16 protein-coding genes and 1 pseudogene are annotated in these 18049 nt (G+C 71.0%); 9 read left to right on the top strand and 8 right to left on the bottom strand.

Annotation, left to right across the window (positions count from 1 at the left end):
* Nucleotides 1-10: 10 nt before the first annotated feature.
* Together U5640_RS21745 and U5640_RS21740 are read right to left on the bottom strand one after the other, a co-directional pair.
* Nucleotides 11-364 (bottom strand): VOC family protein, encoded by a 354-nt coding sequence (locus U5640_RS21745; RefSeq protein WP_340377435.1) that lies wholly within the window; start codon nucleotides 362-364, stop codon nucleotides 11-13.
* A gap of 34 nt (nucleotides 365-398) precedes the next feature.
* Nucleotides 399-1196, bottom strand: coding sequence for a class I SAM-dependent methyltransferase (locus U5640_RS21740; protein ID WP_340377434.1), 798 nt, complete (start codon nucleotides 1194-1196; stop codon nucleotides 399-401).
* Nucleotides 1197-1335: 139 nt separating this feature from the next.
* Between U5640_RS21740 and U5640_RS21735 the strand changes: the two genes are divergently transcribed.
* The 4 genes from U5640_RS21735 (at nucleotide 1336) to U5640_RS21720 (ending at nucleotide 4128) form a co-directional block, all read left to right on the top strand.
* The gene (locus U5640_RS21735) at nucleotides 1336-1494 is read left to right on the top strand and encodes a hypothetical protein (protein WP_340377433.1); all 159 of its coding nucleotides are present in this window, start codon (nucleotides 1336-1338) and stop codon (nucleotides 1492-1494) included.
* Nucleotides 1495-1528: 34 nt separating this feature from the next.
* A complete protein-coding gene (locus U5640_RS21730; protein ID WP_340377432.1) occupies nucleotides 1529-2170 on the top strand; it encodes a DUF2637 domain-containing protein in 642 nt (213 codons plus the stop codon).
* Between the two features lie 97 nt (nucleotides 2171-2267).
* Nucleotides 2268-3404: an MFS transporter gene (locus U5640_RS21725; protein WP_340385249.1), complete on the top strand. Its 1137-nt coding sequence runs from the start codon at nucleotides 2268-2270 to the stop codon at nucleotides 3402-3404.
* Between the two features lie 184 nt (nucleotides 3405-3588).
* A complete protein-coding gene (locus U5640_RS21720) occupies nucleotides 3589-4128 on the top strand; it encodes a DUF4232 domain-containing protein (RefSeq protein WP_340377431.1) in 540 nt (179 codons plus the stop codon).
* 40 nt (nucleotides 4129-4168) lie between these two features.
* Here U5640_RS21720 and U5640_RS21715 read toward each other — a convergent pair.
* From U5640_RS21715 to U5640_RS21705, 3 genes and pseudogenes are all read right to left on the bottom strand, one after another.
* Nucleotides 4169-4593, bottom strand: a pseudogene (locus U5640_RS21715) (glycosyltransferase family 9 protein); the annotation flags it as partial.
* Between the two features lie 36 nt (nucleotides 4594-4629).
* Nucleotides 4630-5199: a TetR/AcrR family transcriptional regulator gene (locus U5640_RS21710; protein ID WP_340377430.1), complete on the bottom strand. Its 570-nt coding sequence runs from the start codon at nucleotides 5197-5199 to the stop codon at nucleotides 4630-4632.
* 69 nt (nucleotides 5200-5268) lie between these two features.
* Complete coding sequence (locus U5640_RS21705; protein WP_340377429.1) at nucleotides 5269-6768, bottom strand: MFS transporter; 1500 nt, start codon at nucleotides 6766-6768, stop codon at nucleotides 5269-5271.
* A 215-nt stretch (nucleotides 6769-6983) separates the two neighbouring features.
* Between U5640_RS21705 and U5640_RS21700 the strand changes: the two genes are divergently transcribed.
* The 3 genes from U5640_RS21700 to U5640_RS21690 are packed head-to-tail and all read left to right on the top strand — an operon-like array spanning nucleotide 6984 to nucleotide 8902.
* Nucleotides 6984-7685 carry an SDR family oxidoreductase gene (locus U5640_RS21700; protein WP_340377428.1) on the top strand — a complete coding sequence of 234 codons (702 nt, stop codon included), beginning with the start codon at nucleotides 6984-6986 and terminating at the stop codon, nucleotides 7683-7685.
* Nucleotides 7686-7701: 16 nt separating this feature from the next.
* Nucleotides 7702-8592, top strand: a complete 891-nt coding sequence (locus U5640_RS21695; protein WP_340377427.1) for an alpha/beta fold hydrolase — start codon at nucleotides 7702-7704, stop codon at nucleotides 8590-8592.
* Nucleotides 8593-8602: 10 nt separating this feature from the next.
* The gene (locus U5640_RS21690) at nucleotides 8603-8902 is read left to right on the top strand and encodes an NAD(P)-binding domain-containing protein (RefSeq protein WP_340377426.1); all 300 of its coding nucleotides are present in this window, start codon (nucleotides 8603-8605) and stop codon (nucleotides 8900-8902) included.
* Here the strand turns inward: U5640_RS21690 and U5640_RS21685 are convergent.
* Nucleotides 8866-9408 carry a GNAT family N-acetyltransferase gene (locus tag U5640_RS21685; RefSeq protein ID WP_340377425.1) on the bottom strand — a complete coding sequence of 181 codons (543 nt, stop codon included), beginning with the start codon at nucleotides 9406-9408 and terminating at the stop codon, nucleotides 8866-8868. The genes U5640_RS21690 and U5640_RS21685 overlap by 37 nt on opposite strands.
* Nucleotides 9409-9588: 180 nt before the next feature.
* Between U5640_RS21685 and U5640_RS21680 the strand changes: the two genes are divergently transcribed.
* The gene (locus tag U5640_RS21680) at nucleotides 9589-10875 is read left to right on the top strand and encodes a DUF418 domain-containing protein (protein ID WP_340377424.1); all 1287 of its coding nucleotides are present in this window, start codon (nucleotides 9589-9591) and stop codon (nucleotides 10873-10875) included.
* A gap of 311 nt (nucleotides 10876-11186) precedes the next feature.
* On the top strand, nucleotides 11187-12083 hold the full coding sequence (locus tag U5640_RS21675; protein ID WP_340377423.1) for an ester cyclase: 897 nt from the start codon (nucleotides 11187-11189) through the stop codon (nucleotides 12081-12083).
* 96 nt (nucleotides 12084-12179) lie between these two features.
* Here the strand turns inward: U5640_RS21675 and U5640_RS21670 are convergent, their stop codons facing one another.
* Nucleotides 12180-14561, bottom strand: coding sequence for a non-reducing end alpha-L-arabinofuranosidase family hydrolase (locus U5640_RS21670; RefSeq protein WP_340377422.1), 2382 nt, complete (start codon nucleotides 14559-14561; stop codon nucleotides 12180-12182).
* 195 nt (nucleotides 14562-14756) lie between these two features.
* Nucleotides 14757-17408 carry an RICIN domain-containing protein gene (locus tag U5640_RS21665; RefSeq protein ID WP_340377421.1) on the bottom strand — a complete coding sequence of 884 codons (2652 nt, stop codon included), beginning with the start codon at nucleotides 17406-17408 and terminating at the stop codon, nucleotides 14757-14759.
* Nucleotides 17409-18049 lie beyond the last annotated feature (641 nt).

The following is an 18049-nucleotide window of genomic DNA, read 5'->3' as shown; positions in this document are numbered from 1 at the left end:
GGCGGGCGGTTCAGGCGGGCTGCCAGAGTTCGATCCGGTTCCCCTCGGGGTCGGTCACCCAGCCGAACCGTCCCACCCCCTCCATGTCCTGCGTCTGCTCGGCCACGTCCGCCCCCTTGACGCGCAGCTGCGCGAGCATCGCGTCCAGGTCGCGGACCCGGAAGTTGAGCATGGTCTGCTGGGCCGGGTCCCCGAAGTAGTCGGTCCCGGCCTCGAACGCCGCGAACACCGTGGGCCCGGCCTGCTGGCTCCACACGCCGTCGTCATCGGCGGCCAGCCCCAGGCAGTCGCGGTACCAGGCGCTCAGACCCACCGGGTCCGCGGCCCGTACGAAATACCCACCGATCCCCAGCACACGTTCCATGACGCCATCCTGCCAGCGCGGCGGCGCCGGGGAGTCAGGGCGCGCAGCCCCGGACCGCCCAGGCGCGGGCGCTGAGGCCGAGCGAGCCGTTCGTGGCGCGGGGGACGGCAGCGGCGAGTGCGGTGCGCAGTTCCTCCCGGTGCTCGGGCGGAAGGGCGGCGACGTACCCCGGGGCGGGGCCCTGACCCGAGAGGAACGGGTCCCAGAGGTCGGGGAAGCCGGTGAACACGGTGGGGACCGTGAGCGGCCGGACGGAGACACCGGTGAGGCCGGCTTCCGCCCACAGCGCTCGCAAGGGGCCCGGCCGGCAGAGCGGGAATCTGCGTCCCTCGTCCAGCGGGGCGGCGGAGGGGTCTCGTGCGACGGCCGTGTCCCAGAAGAGACGGAGCAGGTCCATGCCCTCGGCGTAGTCCCACACATACGCCGCGACCGGGCCGCCCGGCCGGACGGCGCGGGCCATCCCGGCCACGGCCCCGGCCGGATCGGGCAGGAAGTTCAGCGCCAGACCGCTGACGGCCACGTCCCATGCCGCGTCACGCACGGGCAGCGCCATCGCGTCGCCGACCAGGAAGACCGCCGGGGAGGGCGCCCCGGCCGCGGCGGTGCCCACGAACGCCTCCGACCGGTCGACGCCGAGCACCGTGCGGGGCCGGCACCGGGCGCCGACCACCGCCGACAGCACACCGGTGCCGCATCCCACGTCGAGCCACCGCAGCCCGTCCGGGCAGTCGAGCCACGCCACGAACTCCTTCGCGACGGCCCGGCTCCAGCGTCCCATGTACCGCTCGTACGCGGCCCCGGACGCCCACACCTCCGAGCGCTGTCCGTCCATACTGATTTCCCACCGAAGTTACTTTCGCCCTCTTCTATTTTAGACCCCGAGGGGTACCACTTTCGGGGCACGCGGATACCCGAACACCGGCATCTCACGCTCCGACGGACCTCGTTAGAGGGTTGTGACACACACGGAAATGCCTACAGTCGGAAACAGCCGCTCGATCATCACCTTTGCTGTGAAATCCGATGAAGGGGATGTCTTCCTCGCTGATTGTTCGGATCTGCTCACCGATTTTCTGAGAAGTCTGGGGCACATCCAGAGCGAGTATCTGCGGGCGATGGCCGGACTGTAGGACCTGTGTGATGGACGGCTTTTACAGCGAAGAGATGTCCTACGATCCCTCGTTCACGACGATCGAGATGCAGTGGGATCCGGCCGAGGAGCTGGCCCAGCTGCTGTCCGGGGGGTCCGGGGCCGGGGCGATCCCCGAGCCGAGGCCCCCGCTCAGGCCGCACGGCAGGGCAGGGCACCGGAAGATGCGCCGGCACCTCCAGGCCGAGTCCGGCCGGCCGCCCGAGTCCCGGCACAACGCGCACGTCACCATCCTGATCGCGATGATCTCGGTCTGCGCGGTCTGCATGCTGGGCTGGTCGTTCACCTATTCCTATGCCCAGCTCCGCGGCACCGCGTCCTCCGTCCTTCCGGACAGACTGGCGCAATGGTGGCCGCTGACGGTGTACGGGCCCTGGCTGGTGGCCGCCCTGTCGGTGCTCCGGGCCACGGTTCAGGGGCGGAGCGCACGGGGTTCCTGGTGCGTTCTGCTGGGTGCCTCGGCCATGGCGGTCAGCCTCTGCATCAGCCACGCCTCGCATTCCCTGCTCTCGCTGGTCATCTACGGAATTCCGCCGATCACCGCGCTGGTGTGTTTCTGGGAGATCGTCGGCCAGGTCTCACCCAAGACGGCCAAACCCCGGCACGCCGCCGACGAACGCTCGCGCTGGACGGCCGGCGGGGCGAGCATCACCTGACGGCACCCCGGCTCCGGCCGGAGGAGACAGCGGTGCTGTTACCGTCGTTCCCGTGTCGAGCGAGTCGGCCGGCGAGCGGTCCGCCCCGGCCCGGCAGATGGGGCCGCTGTACGCGGCCGGGTTCACCACCGCCTTCGGTGCGCACGGCGTCGCCGCCAGCCTCGGCGGCCGCACCGGCGACGCGGTGACCTCCCTGCTGGTGCTCGGCGGGCTGCTCGCCCTCTACGACGGTGCCGAGGTCGTCCTCAAGCCGCTGTTCGGCAGCCTCGCCGACCGCGTCGGCGCCCGCCCCGTGCTGCTCGGCGGGCTGGTGGCCTTCGCCGTCGCCTCCGCGCTGTACGCCGTCGCCGACAGCCCCGGCCGGCTGTGGGCCGCGCGCCTCGGCCAGGGCGCCGCGGCCTCGGCCTTCTCACCGTCCGCCTCCGCGCTGGTCGCCCGGCTGAACCCGGCGGCGAAGCGGGGGCGGGCCTTCGGCGGCTACGGCTTCTACAAGTCCCTCGGCTACACCCTGGGCCCTCTGCTCGGCGGCGTGCTGGTGTGGGCCGGCGGACTGCGCCTGCTGTTCGCCGTCCTCGCGGTGCTGGGCGCGGCGGTCGCCGTCTGGGCCGGGCTGGCCGTGCCCGTCGTACCGCCGCTGCCCAAGGCGCGGCAGACCGTCCTCGACCTGGCCCGCCGACTGGCCGACCCCGTCTTCCTCGCCCCGACGGCCGCGCTCGCCACGGCCACCGCGGCGCTGTCGGCCGGCGTCGGGTTCCTGCCGGTCTCGGGCCGGGCCGCGGGGCTCGGCCCCGTGGCCACCGGGGCGGCGGTGGCGGTGCTCGCCGGTTGCGCGGCCGTCGTCCAGCCGCGCGCCGGACGTGCGCTGGACGACGGCCGCCTCACCACCCGGACCGGTCTCGCCGCGGGGCTGACGCTGACCGCCACGGGGCTGGCCTGCGCGATGCTGCCGGGGCCGGCCGGCATCCTCCTCGCGGCAGTGCTGACCGGTGCCGGCACCGGTCTGATCACCCCGCTCGGCTTCGCCGCCCTGGCGGCGCACACGCCCCCGGAGCGACTCGGCCAGACCATGGGCGCGGCCGAACTCGGCCGCGAACTCGGTGACGCGGGCGGCCCCTTGCTCGTCGCCGCCGTCGCCTCGCTCACCACCCTCACCTACGGCTTCGGGGCGCTCGCCGCGCTGACCGGTCTCGCCGCGGCGGCCGCCCTCGTCCACCGCCGCCCGCCGCCGTCGTGACACGGGCCGGCCGCCGCACGCGGCATGCTCCCAACTCTCCCTCGCCGAGCAGCACTTGGGGGAACTTCGCGGCGAAAAAATTTCCCGGCGCACCGAACCTTCCCGAGGGAAAGCCCCTCTTCAGAGGCGCAGGCGCGCACTGACCTCGCGCGCCGGTCCGTATGCGAGGGGAATCCGAGACACCATGAAGAACAAGCTGACCGCCGTGACCCTTGCGGCGATCGTCGTCGCCGGTACTGCCGCTGCCGCCGTTCCCGCTTCGGCCGCCGTGAAGGCCGCGCCGACCCGCTGCCACACCGCCGACCTGAAGGCCGGTTTCGCGCTGGGCGACGACGCCAAGCCGGAGATGGGGCAGACCGAGAAGCAGACGCAGGCGTTCATCTGGTTCACCAACAAGAGCGACCGCACCTGCACCCTGTCCGGCTTCGCCGGTGTCGACATGGTCGGCGCTCAGAAGACCGACGGCACCTGGTCGCTGGCCCGCTCCTCCAAGGCCCCCGTGAAGCTGGTCCTGGAGCAGGGCGACACGGTCGACTTCAGCATCACGCTGCTCCCGGTGGCCGCCTCCACCCCGAAGGCGCAGAAGTTCGTCCCGGCGAAGTTCCTGGTCACCCCGCCGAACGAGACGGCGCACTTCACCCTGACCTGGCCCTTCGGCGGCCAGATCCTCAAGCAGGACGCCGCCACCCACCCGGGCACCTACGTCAACCCGATCGGGCAGTAGCCGGCCCGGCGCACCGCGACGGTGACCCGGGCGTCCCGGCTCAGGCGCGGGACGCAGGGACACGGGAGGTCTCGGGGCCGCCGCGGGCGAGCAGGGCCAGGCACGCGGCGGCCGTCTCCTCGACGCCGATCCGCAGCAGCCACGGGTCGGGGTGGTCCCCGTGCGGGTTGCCGGGCGGTCCCGGCCGCCACAGGGCGAGGTGCCGGCCGGCGCGGGGCGGCCCCCACAGCCGCGGGGACACCGGGCCGAACAGCGTGACGGACGGCGTGGCACGGGCCACCGCGAGGTGCGCCGGACCGGTGTCCCCGCTCACCACGAGCGCGGCACCGCCACCAGCGCCGACAGCTCGGGGAACGCCGGCCCGCCGCGCAGGACGTCCTCGGCGGGCAGGCGGGACCGCCCGGCGACCTCCAGGACCAGCGCGTCCTCCCCGGGGCCGCCGGTGACGACGACCCGGTGACCGCGGCCCCCGGCCACCGCCGCCGCGCAAGCAGTGGCGCGTCAGTGCATACCCGCCGCGTCGAGCAGGACGGTCACCGTGGGAGCGATGAGGCCGGTCGCCGTGTCGGCCCTGATGCCCGCACGGGCGCTGGCGCCGTCGAAGATCAGCATCAGCTGGCGGGCCAGCAGGCCCGGGTCGCTCGCCCCGCCCCGTTCCGCCTCGGCGCGGAAGAACGCCGCCAGGTTCTCCTTGACCCGGTGGGCCACCCGGCTCGCGGGGTGACCCTGGTCCTTGAGCTCGATCTGTACGACGAGGTACCGGCAGCCCTGGAAGTCGGGCTCACCCGCCTGTGACTCCATCTGCCGGAAGACGTGCAGGATCCGCTCCCGGGGCGGGCGGTCGTCGTCCCTGGCGGGAAGAAGCGTCGTCACATAGGCGGCGGCGCGTTCCTCCAGGCTCGCCGCCAGCAGTTCGCCCTTGCTCTCGAACAGCTGGTACATGGAGCGCTTCGAGACTCCCGCCGCCTTGCACAGCGCGTCGACGCCGATGCCGACCCCGTCTCGGTAGGTGAGCGTGGCCGCTGCCTCCAGCAGCCGCTCTCGGGAGCTTGACTTCGCTTCGGTGGTCATACGGCGAGGTTAACTCGATTCCCCCCGACCGGAAACCGATCGGTTTACGACGGCGGTGGCGCACCGGACTCAGTGGCCGATCACGGGCTCGCCCTCCGACGGCGCCAGAGGCGCACTCGGTATCAGGAGCGCCGAGAGGACGGCGCCGACCACGAAGAATGCGGCGCCCCACGCCAGCGTGGCCGTGTAGCCCTCGACCCCGGCGCGGGCCACGGTCAGCGCGCCCGGTTCGTGCGAGGACAGATAGTCGGTCGTGGCCGACGAGGCGACGGTGGTCAGCAGCGCCGTACTGATCGAGCCACCCACCTGCTGGCCGGTGTTGACGAGGGCCGAGGCGACGCCCGAGTCCTCGTGGTGGATGCCTGCGGTGGCGCCCTGGAAGGCGGTGGCCATCACTCCGCCGAGGCCGAGCCCCAGCAGGACCAGGCCGGGCATGATGTGGACGACGTAGGTGCTGTCCAGTGCGAGCCGGTTCAGCAGGGCCATACCGGATGCGGCGACCAGGAAGCCGGCACTGATCACGATCTTCGGGCCGACCCTGGGCAGCAGCAGCGAAGGCGCCGTGGTCGACGCGGCGACGATGCCCGCGACCATCGGCAGGAACGCCAGACCGGTCCTGATCGGCGAGTAGCCGAGGCCGGCCTCCAGGTAGTAGGTCAGGAACAGGAAGATCGAGAACATCCCCATGCCGATGACGAACACCGCCAGGAACGACCCCCCGCGGGTCCGGTCCAGTACGAGGCGCAGCGGCAGCAGCGGATGCGCGACCCGGGACTCCAGCCGTACGAACACCACGAGCAGCACCGCACCGACGACCATGGAGCCGAGCGCGACCGGGTCGGTCCAGCTGGTGGACTCGACGTGCGCGAACCCGTAGACGACGGCGAACAGCGCCACGCTCGCCACGGCGGTGCCGGGAATGTCGAGTGCGGGCCGTTCGGTGACCGCGGGCTTGGCCAGCAGCAGCACCGCACCGGCCAGCGCGACGGCCGCGAAGACGACGTTCACGTACATCACCCAGCGCCACGACGCCCACTCGGTGAGCATGCCGCCCAGCAGCAGCCCGACCGCGCCGCCCGCACCGGCCAGCGCGCTGAAGATGCCGAACGCCTTCGGCCTCTCGGCCGGGTCGGTGAAGGTCACACTGAGCAGCGACAGCGCCGCGGGCGCGAGCAGCGCGGCGAAGAGCCCCTGGGCCACGCGTGCCGTGACCAGGATGTCGAAGCTGGTGGCCGCGCCGCCGAGGACGGACGCGCCCGCGAAACCGATCAGGCCGGTCACGAAGGTGGTACGCCGGCCGAACAGGTCGCCGAGACGGCCGCCGAGCAGCAGCAGGCTGCCGAACGCCAGGGCGTACCCCGTGATGACCCACTGGCGGCTGCCGTCGCTGAAGCCGAGGTCGTGCTGTGCCGCGGGCAGCGCGATGTTCACGACGGTCGCGTCGAGCGTGACCATGAGCTGCGCCGTGCCCAGCACGACGAGCACCCACCAGCGCACGGCGTGTGAGCCGCGGTGGCCCGAGTCTGTTGAGCCCGGAGCCGTGGCCCCGCGGTCGAAGGTGGTACTCACTTTTCCCCTTGGTCGCTGTGATCACCGGCTCCCCGCACACCCCGGAAACCGATCTGTTTCCACCTAGAGAAACAGATCGGTTTCCCCCATGCAACCGGACGCGGGTCCGGCCCCGAACCCGGGACCCGCCCCGGCTTGCGTCCGAAAACAGATCGGTTTACGGTGGTGGAAACGGAAGGAAACCGATCGGTTTCCCGGGTCATCTGGAGTCAGTCATGACAGCTCTGAAGGGCGCGAACGTCTTCGTCACCGGCGGCAGCCGAGGCATCGGCAAGGCACTGGTGGAGGAGCTGTACGCCCGCGGCGCCGCCAAGGTCTACGCCACCGCCCGCGACCCGCGCGCCGTGACGCACCCGGACGCCGTCCCGGTGGCGCTGGAGGTCACCGACCCGGCCTCCGTGGCGGCAGCCGCGGCACAGGCGGGCGACGTCACGGTGCTGGTCAACAACGCCGGTGCCTCGGTCGGCGCGTCCTTCCTCGACTCCCCGGTCGACGACGTCCGCCGCGAGTTCGAGACCAACTTCTACGGCCCGCTCCTGGTCACCCGGGCCTTCGTACCGGTCATCGAACGCAACGGCGGCGGCCACCTCCTGAACGTGCACTCCGTGCTCTCCTGGGTGGCCCTCGGCGGCTCGTACAGCGCCTCCAAGGCCGCCCTGTGGTCACAGAGCAACTCCCTGCGCCTGGAGCTCCGGCCGCGCGGCATCGCCGTGACCGGACTGCACGTCGGCTACGTCGACACCGACCTGACCGCCGGCGTCGACGCCCCCAAGTCCGACCCGCGCGAGGTGGCCGCACTCGCCCTCGACGGTGTCGAGGCCGACGCCCACGAGGTCCTCGCCGACGACATCTCACGGCACGTCAAGGCTGGCCTGGCCGGCGACCTGGCCGGTCTGTACCCCCAGTTGACGAAGTAACGAAGGAGTCGGCGACATGCCCGCCCACGAGCCACGACCCACCGCCCACCTCCACATCCCGGGGACCACCAGCCACACCGTCGCCCCGCGCGGCGGGTCCGACGGCCGTGAGGGAACACTGCGTTACCTCAAGGCGGGCGGCGGCGCCCCCCTGGTCCTGCTGCACACCGTGCGGACCCAGGCCGAGCACTTCCGCCACCTCATCCCGCTGATCTCCGACCACTACACGGTGTACGCCCTCGACCTGCCCGGCATGGGCTACTCCGAGATCGTCCCCGGAGCGTCGTACGACGAACCGGCCCTGCGCGCGGGCGTCGAGCGGCTCCTCACCGAACTCGACCTCCACGACGTGACGTTGCTGGGTGAGTCCATGGGGGCGGTGCTCGCCCTCACCACCGCGGCCGACCTCCCGGAGCGTGTCCGACGCGTCGTCGCGGTGAACACGTACGACTTCCGCGGCGGAATCGCCCGGTCGAGCCTCCTCGCCCGTGCGGTGGTCGGCGGTGTCCTCGCACCGGGAGTGGGCCCGGTGATCGCCGGGGTGGAGCCCAGGCCCGCCCTCCGCAGGATCCTCCAGGGCGGCCTCGGCGACCGGAGCGCGCTGCGCGAGGAGTACGTGGACGAGCTGCTCCGGGTGGGCGCCCGCCCCGGCTACCCGACCGTCGCCCGGGGCGTGTACCAAGCCCTGCCCAGCCTCATCGCGGCCCGCTCGCGCTACCCCGAGGTCAAGGCACCCGTCCACCTCGTCTACGGCGAGCGGGACTGGTCCCGCCCCTCGGACCGGGACGCCAACAAGCGGCTGCTCCCGACCGCCGAGTTCACGCAGGTCCCGAAGGCCGGCCACTTCATCGCCCTGGAACGCCCCGACGTGCCGGCCGACTTGCTGAGAAGAACCGCGCAGGCCTGAGAAGGACACCATGAGGATTTCCGTCATCGACGCCGGAGCGATCGGCGGTAACCTCGCCCGCAAGCTCGGCGAAGCCGGTCACGACGTCGAGGTGGCCGACGCCCGCGGACGCGGGGCCGTCGCGCCCGAGGTGCTGACGACCGGTGCCCGTGCCGTACCGCTCGACGACGCGGTCAAGGACAGGGAGGCCGTCATCCTGGCCGTCCCCTTCAATCGGCTCCGGCCGGTACGGCCCGGACGAGCCGCTTCGGACCGAGGCGGCTGCTGCCGTGGTCAGGGCCGGTCCAGGCCCCACGTCTGCAGGGCGTAGGGTCGGCCCTTTTCCTCACCTGTGATCAGGGGCACGTCGAGCAGCCTGAAGCCTGCCTTGGTGGCTACGGCGACGCTGGCGGCGTTCTCGGCCTCCAGCTCCAGGATCACCTGCCTCGCGTCCAACTCCTCGAAGGCGTACGAGGCCATCACCCGCACCGCCCGTGCCGCCAGCCCCCGGCCGCGGTGCGCCGGGCCGATCGCGTAGCCGAGCTCCATGCCCTCGGAGGCCCGCCGCAGCATCACCTCGCCGAGCGGTGCACCGCCGTCGACGGTGACGGCGAGCAGGATCGTCGTGCCGTCCGCCCGCAGTCGCCGGTCCCGGTCCAGCCGTACGCGGGCGGCAGCTGCGTCGAAAGGGGAGGCCATCGGTGTCCAGTACGCGATGTCGGGGTGGTCGAACAGCTCCGGCATCGCGGCCAGGTCCGCCTCCGTCCAGTCGCGGAGGACGAGACCCTCGCCCGACAGCTCGATCCGCTCGGGAAAGGACGACATGGTGCTGCTCATGGTGGGGGAGCCTCCCTGGCCTGTTCGGGACGAGGCAGGATAACGGTGGGCGGGCGCCGGTCATCGGCCACCACTCACCCCACCCCGCCGACCGGCGGGGTGAGGACCGACGACCGGCGGGTCAACTCCCGTGATGTGTCGGGTGGTTGACTGCATCGACACCTCAGCAACGTTGTCTTCGTGACTGAGATCGAAAGCGCCGGCAAGGTGTCCCCCCGCGACGTGTCCGCACCCGAGTCCAGCCCGGCGGTGGAAGGCGCCACGGCCACGAAGGGCGCCGCGCCGATGGCGCGGCTGGTCGGCGTGGACCTCGCCCGCGCACTGGCCGTGTTCGGAATGTTCGCCGTGCACGTCGGCCCCTTTCCGACGCCGGGCGGCGGCGTCGGCGACTGGTTCCTGGGCCTGGCGAGCGGCCGGGCGTCAGCGCTGTTCGCCACCCTCGCCGGGTTCTCGCTGATGCTGATCGCGGGCCGCCGCGAGCCGAAGACCGGACTGGCCGGCCGGCAGGCCAGGACCCGTATCGTGATCCGGGCCGTGGTCCTGCTGGTGCTGGGCAGCGCGCTGGCGATGACCAACTTCGGCGGCGCCGGAATCCTCAACTTCTACGCGGTGTACTTCCTGCTGGCCCTGCCCCTGGCCCGGCTGCGGGCCAGGACGCTCGGGATCCTCGCGGTCACCCTCGCGGTCGTCACGCCGCAGGTGGCGTACGGCCTCCGGGCGCTGCTCAGTGAGTCGATCGTGAACACCGTCGACTCGTACGACCCGATCGCGCGCGTCTGCGGCGTGGGCGTGCTCGATCTCCTGCTCACCGGCCTCTATCCGGCGATGACCTGGATGACGTTCGTGGTCACCGGCATGACGTTGGGCCGGCTGGACATCACCTCCGGTGCGGTGCAGCGGCGGCTGGCCGTGGTCGGTCCGGCGCTGATCGCCTTCGGATACGGCGTGTCGTGGCTGGTGCTCCGGCTGACCGGCGGCGACAAGGAGATCGCGGCCGCGATGCCCGACATGAAGGACCTCGAGGCCCTGAAGGACTCCGGCATGGCGACGGGGTCCTTCGACATGCCGGTCGGCCGTGGGCTGTGGGGCTCCGACGCATGGGGGCTGCTGGCAGCCGAGCCGCACAGCGGTTCCACGTTCGACCTGTTCGGCAGCATCGGGATCGCGATCACCGTGCTGCTGTGCCTGACGGTGGCGCTGGCCCGGCTGCCGTGGCTGGGCCGGCTGGCGAGCCCGGTGATCGCCGTCGGAACCATGTCGCTGACCCTCTACGTGGGCCACATCCTGGTGATCCTCGCCCTGCCCGGAGAATCGGCCACCCCGCCGCAGTCCGCCTCCGCCACGCTGCTGTTCTCGTTCATCCTCGGAGCCACCCTGTTCGCGGCGATCTGGTCCCGCTTCGCCCGCCGCGGACCGCTGGAGTACCTGCTCAACCGCACGACGAAACTGGCGAACCTCGTCCGGTGACCCTGCCGTCCGGCCGGTACCGGGCGTGGTCGCACCCCCCGGCGACGGCGGCTCTCCGCGACGGCGCCCCTCCGCGGTGGTGACCCTCCCTCCGGGGGCGACCTGGGGAGGAGCCGAGTCCGGCCTGTCGGCGGGGGTCGTCCCGCTGGTCGGCGGAGTGGATACCTGCGGGATTCCGGATGGGATGGAGGTGCGGGTCAGGGCCCTGAGGAGGCCGAGGTCCGGGGCGTGCCGACCGGACCCTCCGCACCGGCCCCGTCCTCAGCGACCCATGTCAGCGTCGAAGACCTGACCGTGCACAGGAGACTTGAGTGAGATACGGGAAGACCCTGCCCTGGCTCGCCGCCGTGGCCGTCCTCGCGACCGCCTGCAGCAGCACGTCCGGCACCGACCCGGCCCCCTCGTCGTCGACGTCGGCAGCCGGCTCGTCGTCGGCCTCCGAGGAGCGGAACAAGGCACTCGTCCTGCGCCTGTACTCGGAGGCGTTCGACAAGGACAGGACCGACGTGGTGAAGGAACTCGTCGGCGCCGACTTCGTGCAGCACGACAAGTCGGTTCCCGGCGGGGCCGAAGGGCAGATCGAGCAGTTCAAGGATCTCAAGGCGAGGATTCCCGGTGCGGTGGCGACCGTCAGACACGTGGCCGCCGACCGTGACCTGGTGGCCGTGCACTGGCACGCGTCGGCCACCCCGGCGAACGAGGCGACCGGCGAGGCCAGGGCGGACCTGTTCCGGGTCGACCACGGCAAGCTGGTCGAGCACTGGGGCATCACGCAGACCGTCCCGGCGAGGACGGCCAGTGGGAACTCCCTGTTCGGCGACGTGTACAAGTACCCGGACAAGGCCCCGACCCTGTCCGAGGAAGCCGAGGAGAGGAACCGGGAGTTCGCGGTCACCGCGTACCGCGCACTCTCCGACGGCGACGTGAAGGTGATCGACAAGAGCTGGGATCCGCGGTACTACCAGCACAACCCGATGATCGCGAACGGGACCGGCCCGCTGAAGGGACTGCTGCAGCAGGACACACAGGGCGCCCCCTCGCCCGTCGGCACCCCGCCCGCCGAGGACGGCGGTACCCGGTTCGGCGAGACCCTCGCCGACGGGGACCTGGTGTGGGTCTTCAGCTCCGACCACGTGGTCGCGGACATCTTCCGAGTGGTCGACAAAAAGATCATCGAGCACTGGGACGTCGTCGCCGACGGGCAGTAGCCCGGCCAAAGGGAGGAGCCCCAGCCGACGCACGGCTGGGGCTCGTCCACGCGCCGGCAGACCGCCCCGGATCGCGATCGCCGTGGACCGGGCAGGTCAGCGCCGCAGGGTGAGGACGCCCGGCCGGTACGGCAGTCGGTCGTAGGGGGCGGACACGCCGGGGTCGTGGCCCTGGTAGAGGAACTGCAGGTTGCAGGGGTCGATGGTCATGGTCTGGTCGGGGTTGTCGCGGACCAGGTCACCGTGGCTGATGTCGTCGGTCCAGGTGGCACCGCTGTTGGCCTTGCCCGCGAAGGGGTTGCTCTCGGTGGCCGCCTGCGGGGTCCACGTACCGTTCAGGCTGGAGGCCGTGAACGAGCGGAAGTAGCGCCCCTTCGAGCCCATCGCCTCGACGATCATGAGGTACTGGTTCTGGCCCTTGACCTTGTAGACCTGCGGCGCCTCGAACAGGTTGCTCCTCGTGTCGCTCATGACCGTCGTGTACGACGAGCCGAAGCTGCCCGGGAAGTTCCCGATCGGCATGCTCGCCCGGTAGATCTTGCCGTTGTCACCGGCGAAGAACAGGTACATGTTCCGGTCGTCGGCGATCAGGGTCTGGTCGATCGGGCCGGTGCCGGAGTCGGGGAGGCTGCCGGTGAACAGCGGCCGCGGCGCGGACCAGCCGTTGGGGTCGGTGGGGTCGCTCGACGTGCGGTAGATGAAGGGCCACGCACCCCACTGGTACGCCAGCACCCAGATCTTCTTGGGCGCGAAGTAGAACAGCGTGGGCGCCACCGCGGGCTGGCTCATGCCGGTCTGGCGCGCCGACGCCATGTCCGACCAGTTCGTGAAGGGACTGAACATCATCGAGCCGTACGACGATCCCGACACGTTCGACGCGTAGATCAGGTGCTTGCCGTTGTACACCACGTCGGTGAAGTCCTTCAGCGAGGTCCAGCCGTTCGCCGGCTGCGCCAACGCGCCCGTGGACGTCCACCGGTACGTCGACGGAAGGGAACACGTGCCCGGCGGGGTCGTCCCGGACAGCCCGGACCACTTCTGGTTGCCGCCGGACCAGCAGGAGTACAGCTGGATCTTGGTGCCGTTGGCGGTGCCCGCGCCGACGGCGTCGAGGCACCGCCCGGACCGGACGCCGGCGATCGTGCCGTCGGTGTTGATGTTCCACTGCTGGCCGGCGCTGCCGTCGCAGTCCGAGATGACCACCGCGGTGCCGTTGCCGGTGTTTCCGGCCTTGGCGGCCAGGCACTTGTTGCCGTAGACCTTCAACTGCTTGCTGGAGGTGTAGGTCCAGCGCTGGTTGGTCTGCCCGTGGCAGTCCCACAGCTGCGCCTGGGTGCCGTTGGCGGTGGAGGCGCCGTTGATGTCGACACAACGGCCGGAGGCGACGCCCTTGATCTCCCCGGTCCCGGTACCGGTACCGCCGGTCGTCCCGCCGGTCGTCCCGCCGGGGTTGGTGCCGGGGGCGGCCTTGAGGGCGTTCATGACGGCGGTGTAGGCGGGTTTGGGGTTGCCGTCGTTGCTGAACAGCAAGGGGCTCTCGTCGCTGCGCCAGGAGTCGCGGTCACGGACGCCCCATACCGTGATGCCGGTGCACCGGGCCACGGACAGGCAGGCGTCGACCGCGTTGGCGTACTGGGTGGGCGACGCCTGCGCGATGTCCAGTTCGGTGATCTGGACGTCGACGCCCAGGGCGGCGAACTCGGACAGGGTGGTCCGGAAGCTGGACGGCGGGCCGCCGGCGCCGAAGTGGCTCTGGAACCCGACGCAGTCGATCGGCACGCCGCGGGACTTGAAGTCCTTGACCATGCGGTAGACGCCCTGCGTCTTGGCGTCGGTCCAGTTCTCGATGTTGTAGTCGTTGTAGCAGAGCTTGGCCGAGGAGTCGGCGGCCCGGGCGGTGCGGAACGCTTCCTCGATGAAGCCGTTGCCCAGCACGTTCTGGAACACCGAGCTGCGGTGCTGGCCGCTGCCGCCGTCGGCGAACGCCTCGTTGACCACGTCCCAGGCGTAGATCTTGCCCTTGAAGTGGGTCATCTCGGTGGTGATGTGGTTGTTCATCACGCTGCGCAGCGTGTTCGCGTCGGTGATGGAGCCGACCCAGGACGGGAGCTGCGAGTGCCAGACCGTGGTGTGGCCGCGCACGCGTTGGCCGTGTGACGTGGCACGGTTGACGATCTGGTCGGCGGGGCCGAAGTTGAACGTGCCGCGGGACGGTTCGATCGTGTCCCACTTCATCTCGTTCTCCGGGGTGATCATGTTGAACTCCCGGTCCGCGATCGCGGTGTACGTCGAGTCGCCGAGCCTGCCCGCGGCCACGGCGGTGCCGAAGTACCGGCCCGAGGGGGCCGCCTGCGTACCCAGGGCGGCGGCTCCGGCGGAGTCGGGGAGGAGCGTCAGGGCACCGGCCACCACCGTCGCGGCCGACAGCCCCATCATTACTGCTCGGCGACGCCGGCTGAGCCGGTGCATGCCCTTCACGATTCTCCTCGGTGGCTGTGGGTCCCCCGGAGTGCCGCGAGCGGGACGTGGGCCCGTTGCTGCGTACCGGTCGTCCGGGGGTCATGGGTGTGTCGCGTCATCGGAGCGGCTTTCTTCAGGGGGACACGGTGACGCACCCCTCAGCCGTGCGGGGCCGCAGAGCGTTGTGGTTGCGGCCCCGCACGGGTGTCGGGGTCAGGACGGGTCGCCGTACTGGAGGCCGCGTCCGTTGGTGCCGATGTAGACGCGGCCGAAGGTGTCGGGGTCGCCGGTGATGATGCCGACGCTGCCGATGGCGCCCCACTGGTGGGCGTCGTCGTTGATGCGGAGCCAGGTGGCGCCCTTGTCGGTGGAGCGGAAGACTCCGGTGACGTCCTTGACGGTGCCGAGCAGGTACAGGGCCTGGTAGTCGGCGCCGGACGCGGCCTTGCCGAAGCCGAGGGCGGAGGCGGACTGCACCGAGCCGAGCGTGGTGAAGGTGCGGCCGCCGTCGGTGGAGTGCAGCAGCCCCTTGCCGCCGCCGGAGATCCACAGGTCCCCGGCGATGCCGGGAACGGCGGTGAGCCGGCCGGAGGGGAGGTTGCCGGCCCGGGCGGTGAAGGTCGCGCCGCGGTCGGTGCTGGCGTAGAGGGTGCCGCCGGACAGGGAGTAGAAGGTAGTGGCCGAGGAGCGGTCGGCGACGACCTCGGCGTCGGTGCCCAGGCCGCTGACCCGGGACCAGCTCGTGCCCTTGTCGGCCGAGCGGTACGGGACCTGACCGTCCTCGGTCCAGACGATGGTGGTGCCGTCCGCCGCGAGCGCGACGTGGCCCATCTGGGAGCTGCTGACCGGCTCGGCCTTGAAGCCCGTCCAGCTGTTGCCGCCGTCGGTGGAGTAGGCGCCGTCCTGCTCGCCGCCACGGCCGACGCGGACCATCATCGAGGGGTTGGACTGGGCGAAATCGATGTCGGTGCTGCTGCTCATCAGCGGGTTCTTCATCCGCCCGGCGGGCAGCTCGGTCAGGGAGTCGTGGCGGAAACCGCCCTGGTCGCCCATGGAGGTGATGACGGTGGCGCCGCCGGGCGGGGCGATCGCGTCCGCCAGCGCGGTCTCCTCCAGCCCCCGGGCCCCACCGGTCCAGTGGCTGGTGCCGCCGCTGTCGCCGGCGTTGGCGTCCTTGCTGCGCCAGATGCCGTTGCCGGTGCCGTACAGCACGTGCCCGGAGTCGAAGGGATCGATGGCCAGGGCGGTCATCCAGTGCCCGATGCCGGTACCGACGTAAGGAGCTTCGGAGGCGTTACGCACCGACTTGTCGGCCAGGGCCTTCCAGGTCCCACCGCCGTCGGTGGTCCGGTAGACCTCGTCCTCGGGCCACCAGCGGTCGAGGGTGGTGACCATCACCGTGGACGGCTTCTGCGGGTCGACGGCCAGACCGGAGAACCCGTAGCCGCCCTTGGACGGGGAGACGTCCTTCCACGTGCCGCCGGTCGGCGTGTACTTCCACACCGAACCCGCCGTCACACCGTTCGGACCGAGGGCGTCGGTGTACGTCAGGTACAGCGAGCCGTCACCGGAGAGCACACCGTGCTGCGGCATCTGGCCGTTGGGCTGCCCGGGGACGGCCTGCCAGGTGCTGCCGCCGTCGGTGGAGCGGTAGAGGGAGGTGGACTTGTCGGCGACACCGACGTAGACCGTCTTGCTGCCGGCCGGGCCGTACGTCACGAAGGAGATGCCCCCGCCGCTGCCCGCCCCGTTCTTGACGGGGAAGGAGGAGACCTGGCTCCACGTCACGCCGTAGTCGGTGCTGCGCCACAGGCCGTTCTTGCGGGTGCCCAGCAGCAGAGTGCTGTGGTCGGAGGGGTCGATCACCAGCCGTTCGCCCGCCCCGCGGCCGTCCTCGTTGGCGCCCAGCTTGAAGGGCAGCGCGGTGCGCTTGAAGGTCCGGCCCCGGTCGGTGGAGCGCAGCATCTCGCCGTTGCCGGCCCAGTCGTTGGTGTAGGTGCCCGCCGCGAGGTAGAGCCGCTCGGGGTCGACGGGGTCGGTGGCGATCGAGTCGATGCCCAGCAGATTCCAGTCCTTCTCGCCGACCCAGTCGGTCAGCGGGATCCACTGCTCGGCCCCGGTGTCCCAGCGGTAGGCGCCGCCCATGTCGGTGCGCGCGTACAGCAGACCCTTCTCCCGCTGGTTGAACACCAGCCCGGTGACGTAACCGCCGCCCGCCACCTGGGCGTTCTTCCACGCATACGGTCCCGCAGCGGCCGTCGTCTGCGTCCCGCCGGTCCCGGACGCCGGGGCCTCGGCCGACTTCACCAGCTTCCACTGCTGGTTGGTGCTGCCCCGGCTCGGATACTGGATCACCGCCGCGCCCTGGGCGGTGGAGCCCCCGGAGACGTCCAGGACCTGGCCGCTCTTGCGGGAGGTGAGGGTGACGGCTTCGGAACCGCTCACATCGCTGATCCGCCACTCCTGGGAGGGGGCGGAGCTGTCGGTCTGCTGCTCGGCGGGGGCGCCCTTGGCCGTGGAATCACCCGCTATCCCCAGCACCTTGCCGCTGTTGCGGTTCACCAGTTCGTAGTAGCCGTCCCCGGCGGACTTCAGCCTCCACTGCTGGTTGGCGGTGTTCTGGTCGGTCCACTGCTGGATACGGGTGCCGTCAGCGGTGGAGTAGCCGTTGACGTCCAGCACCTTGCCGCTGCGCACGGAGACCAGCCGGTAGTAGGCGTTGCCGTCGACCGTCGCGGCCTGCGAGTCCTCCTGCGAGAACAGGAGATACGGCACGAGGACGGCCGGTACGCCGAGGACCAGGCCGGTGGCGGTCCAGCGACGGCGGTGACGTCCGCGGCGCGTGCCGTGCGTGGGGTTGTTCATGGAGGACTGATCTCCTTGCAAGCCGTTCATGAGCGGAAAGGATGATGTCGGCCACGGGAACTGACCGGATCCGCCCCCTTGTGGTCACAGGGCCCGTACAGGGTTGCCGCGCGTCGGGAACTTTTTTCGGATCACTTCGTGGGGCCCTCGACCTCGCCCTGCCGGACAACAGCCTCCGCAGGTGTCCGGCACTCCGGATCGCCCTCGGCGACAGACGTCCACACCGCCCTGCCGGACCCCGACGGTGGCCCGTCCGCGCTCTGGCGCGACCCTCCGTGAGCACTGACGTAGGCGCGGGACGGCGGGACGGCGCGACGGGCGCGACGACTGCCTCGCCGGGGCCTTGGCGCGGGAGTGTCAATCCGACGGCCCAGGGCTGACGGTGGCGACCGCCGGCCGGACGGGCACGTCGCGGGCTGCCTGACCGGCGAAGAAATCTGGATAGTTGGGGCCTGAAACTGAAAGAAGTGTGGCAGCTCGCGGCATCGATAAAAAATCTGTTCGCCGTTGAATGATATCTAGCGAATATCTCCTGTCTGCATGCCGAGATGGGGGCTCGAATGCCCCGGTATGCCTGGATATGTACACCTGTCTCTGGACGTTGCTTGCGATTTGCGACAGGTGATCTTTCTGTTACTTGG

It is taken from the genome of Streptomyces sp. SS7 (assembly GCF_037993025.1).
Lineage (GTDB): Bacteria > Actinomycetota > Actinomycetes > Streptomycetales > Streptomycetaceae > Streptomyces.
The sequence above is the reverse complement of the archived record's forward strand: the minus strand, read 5'-3'. Positions and strand labels throughout refer to the sequence as shown.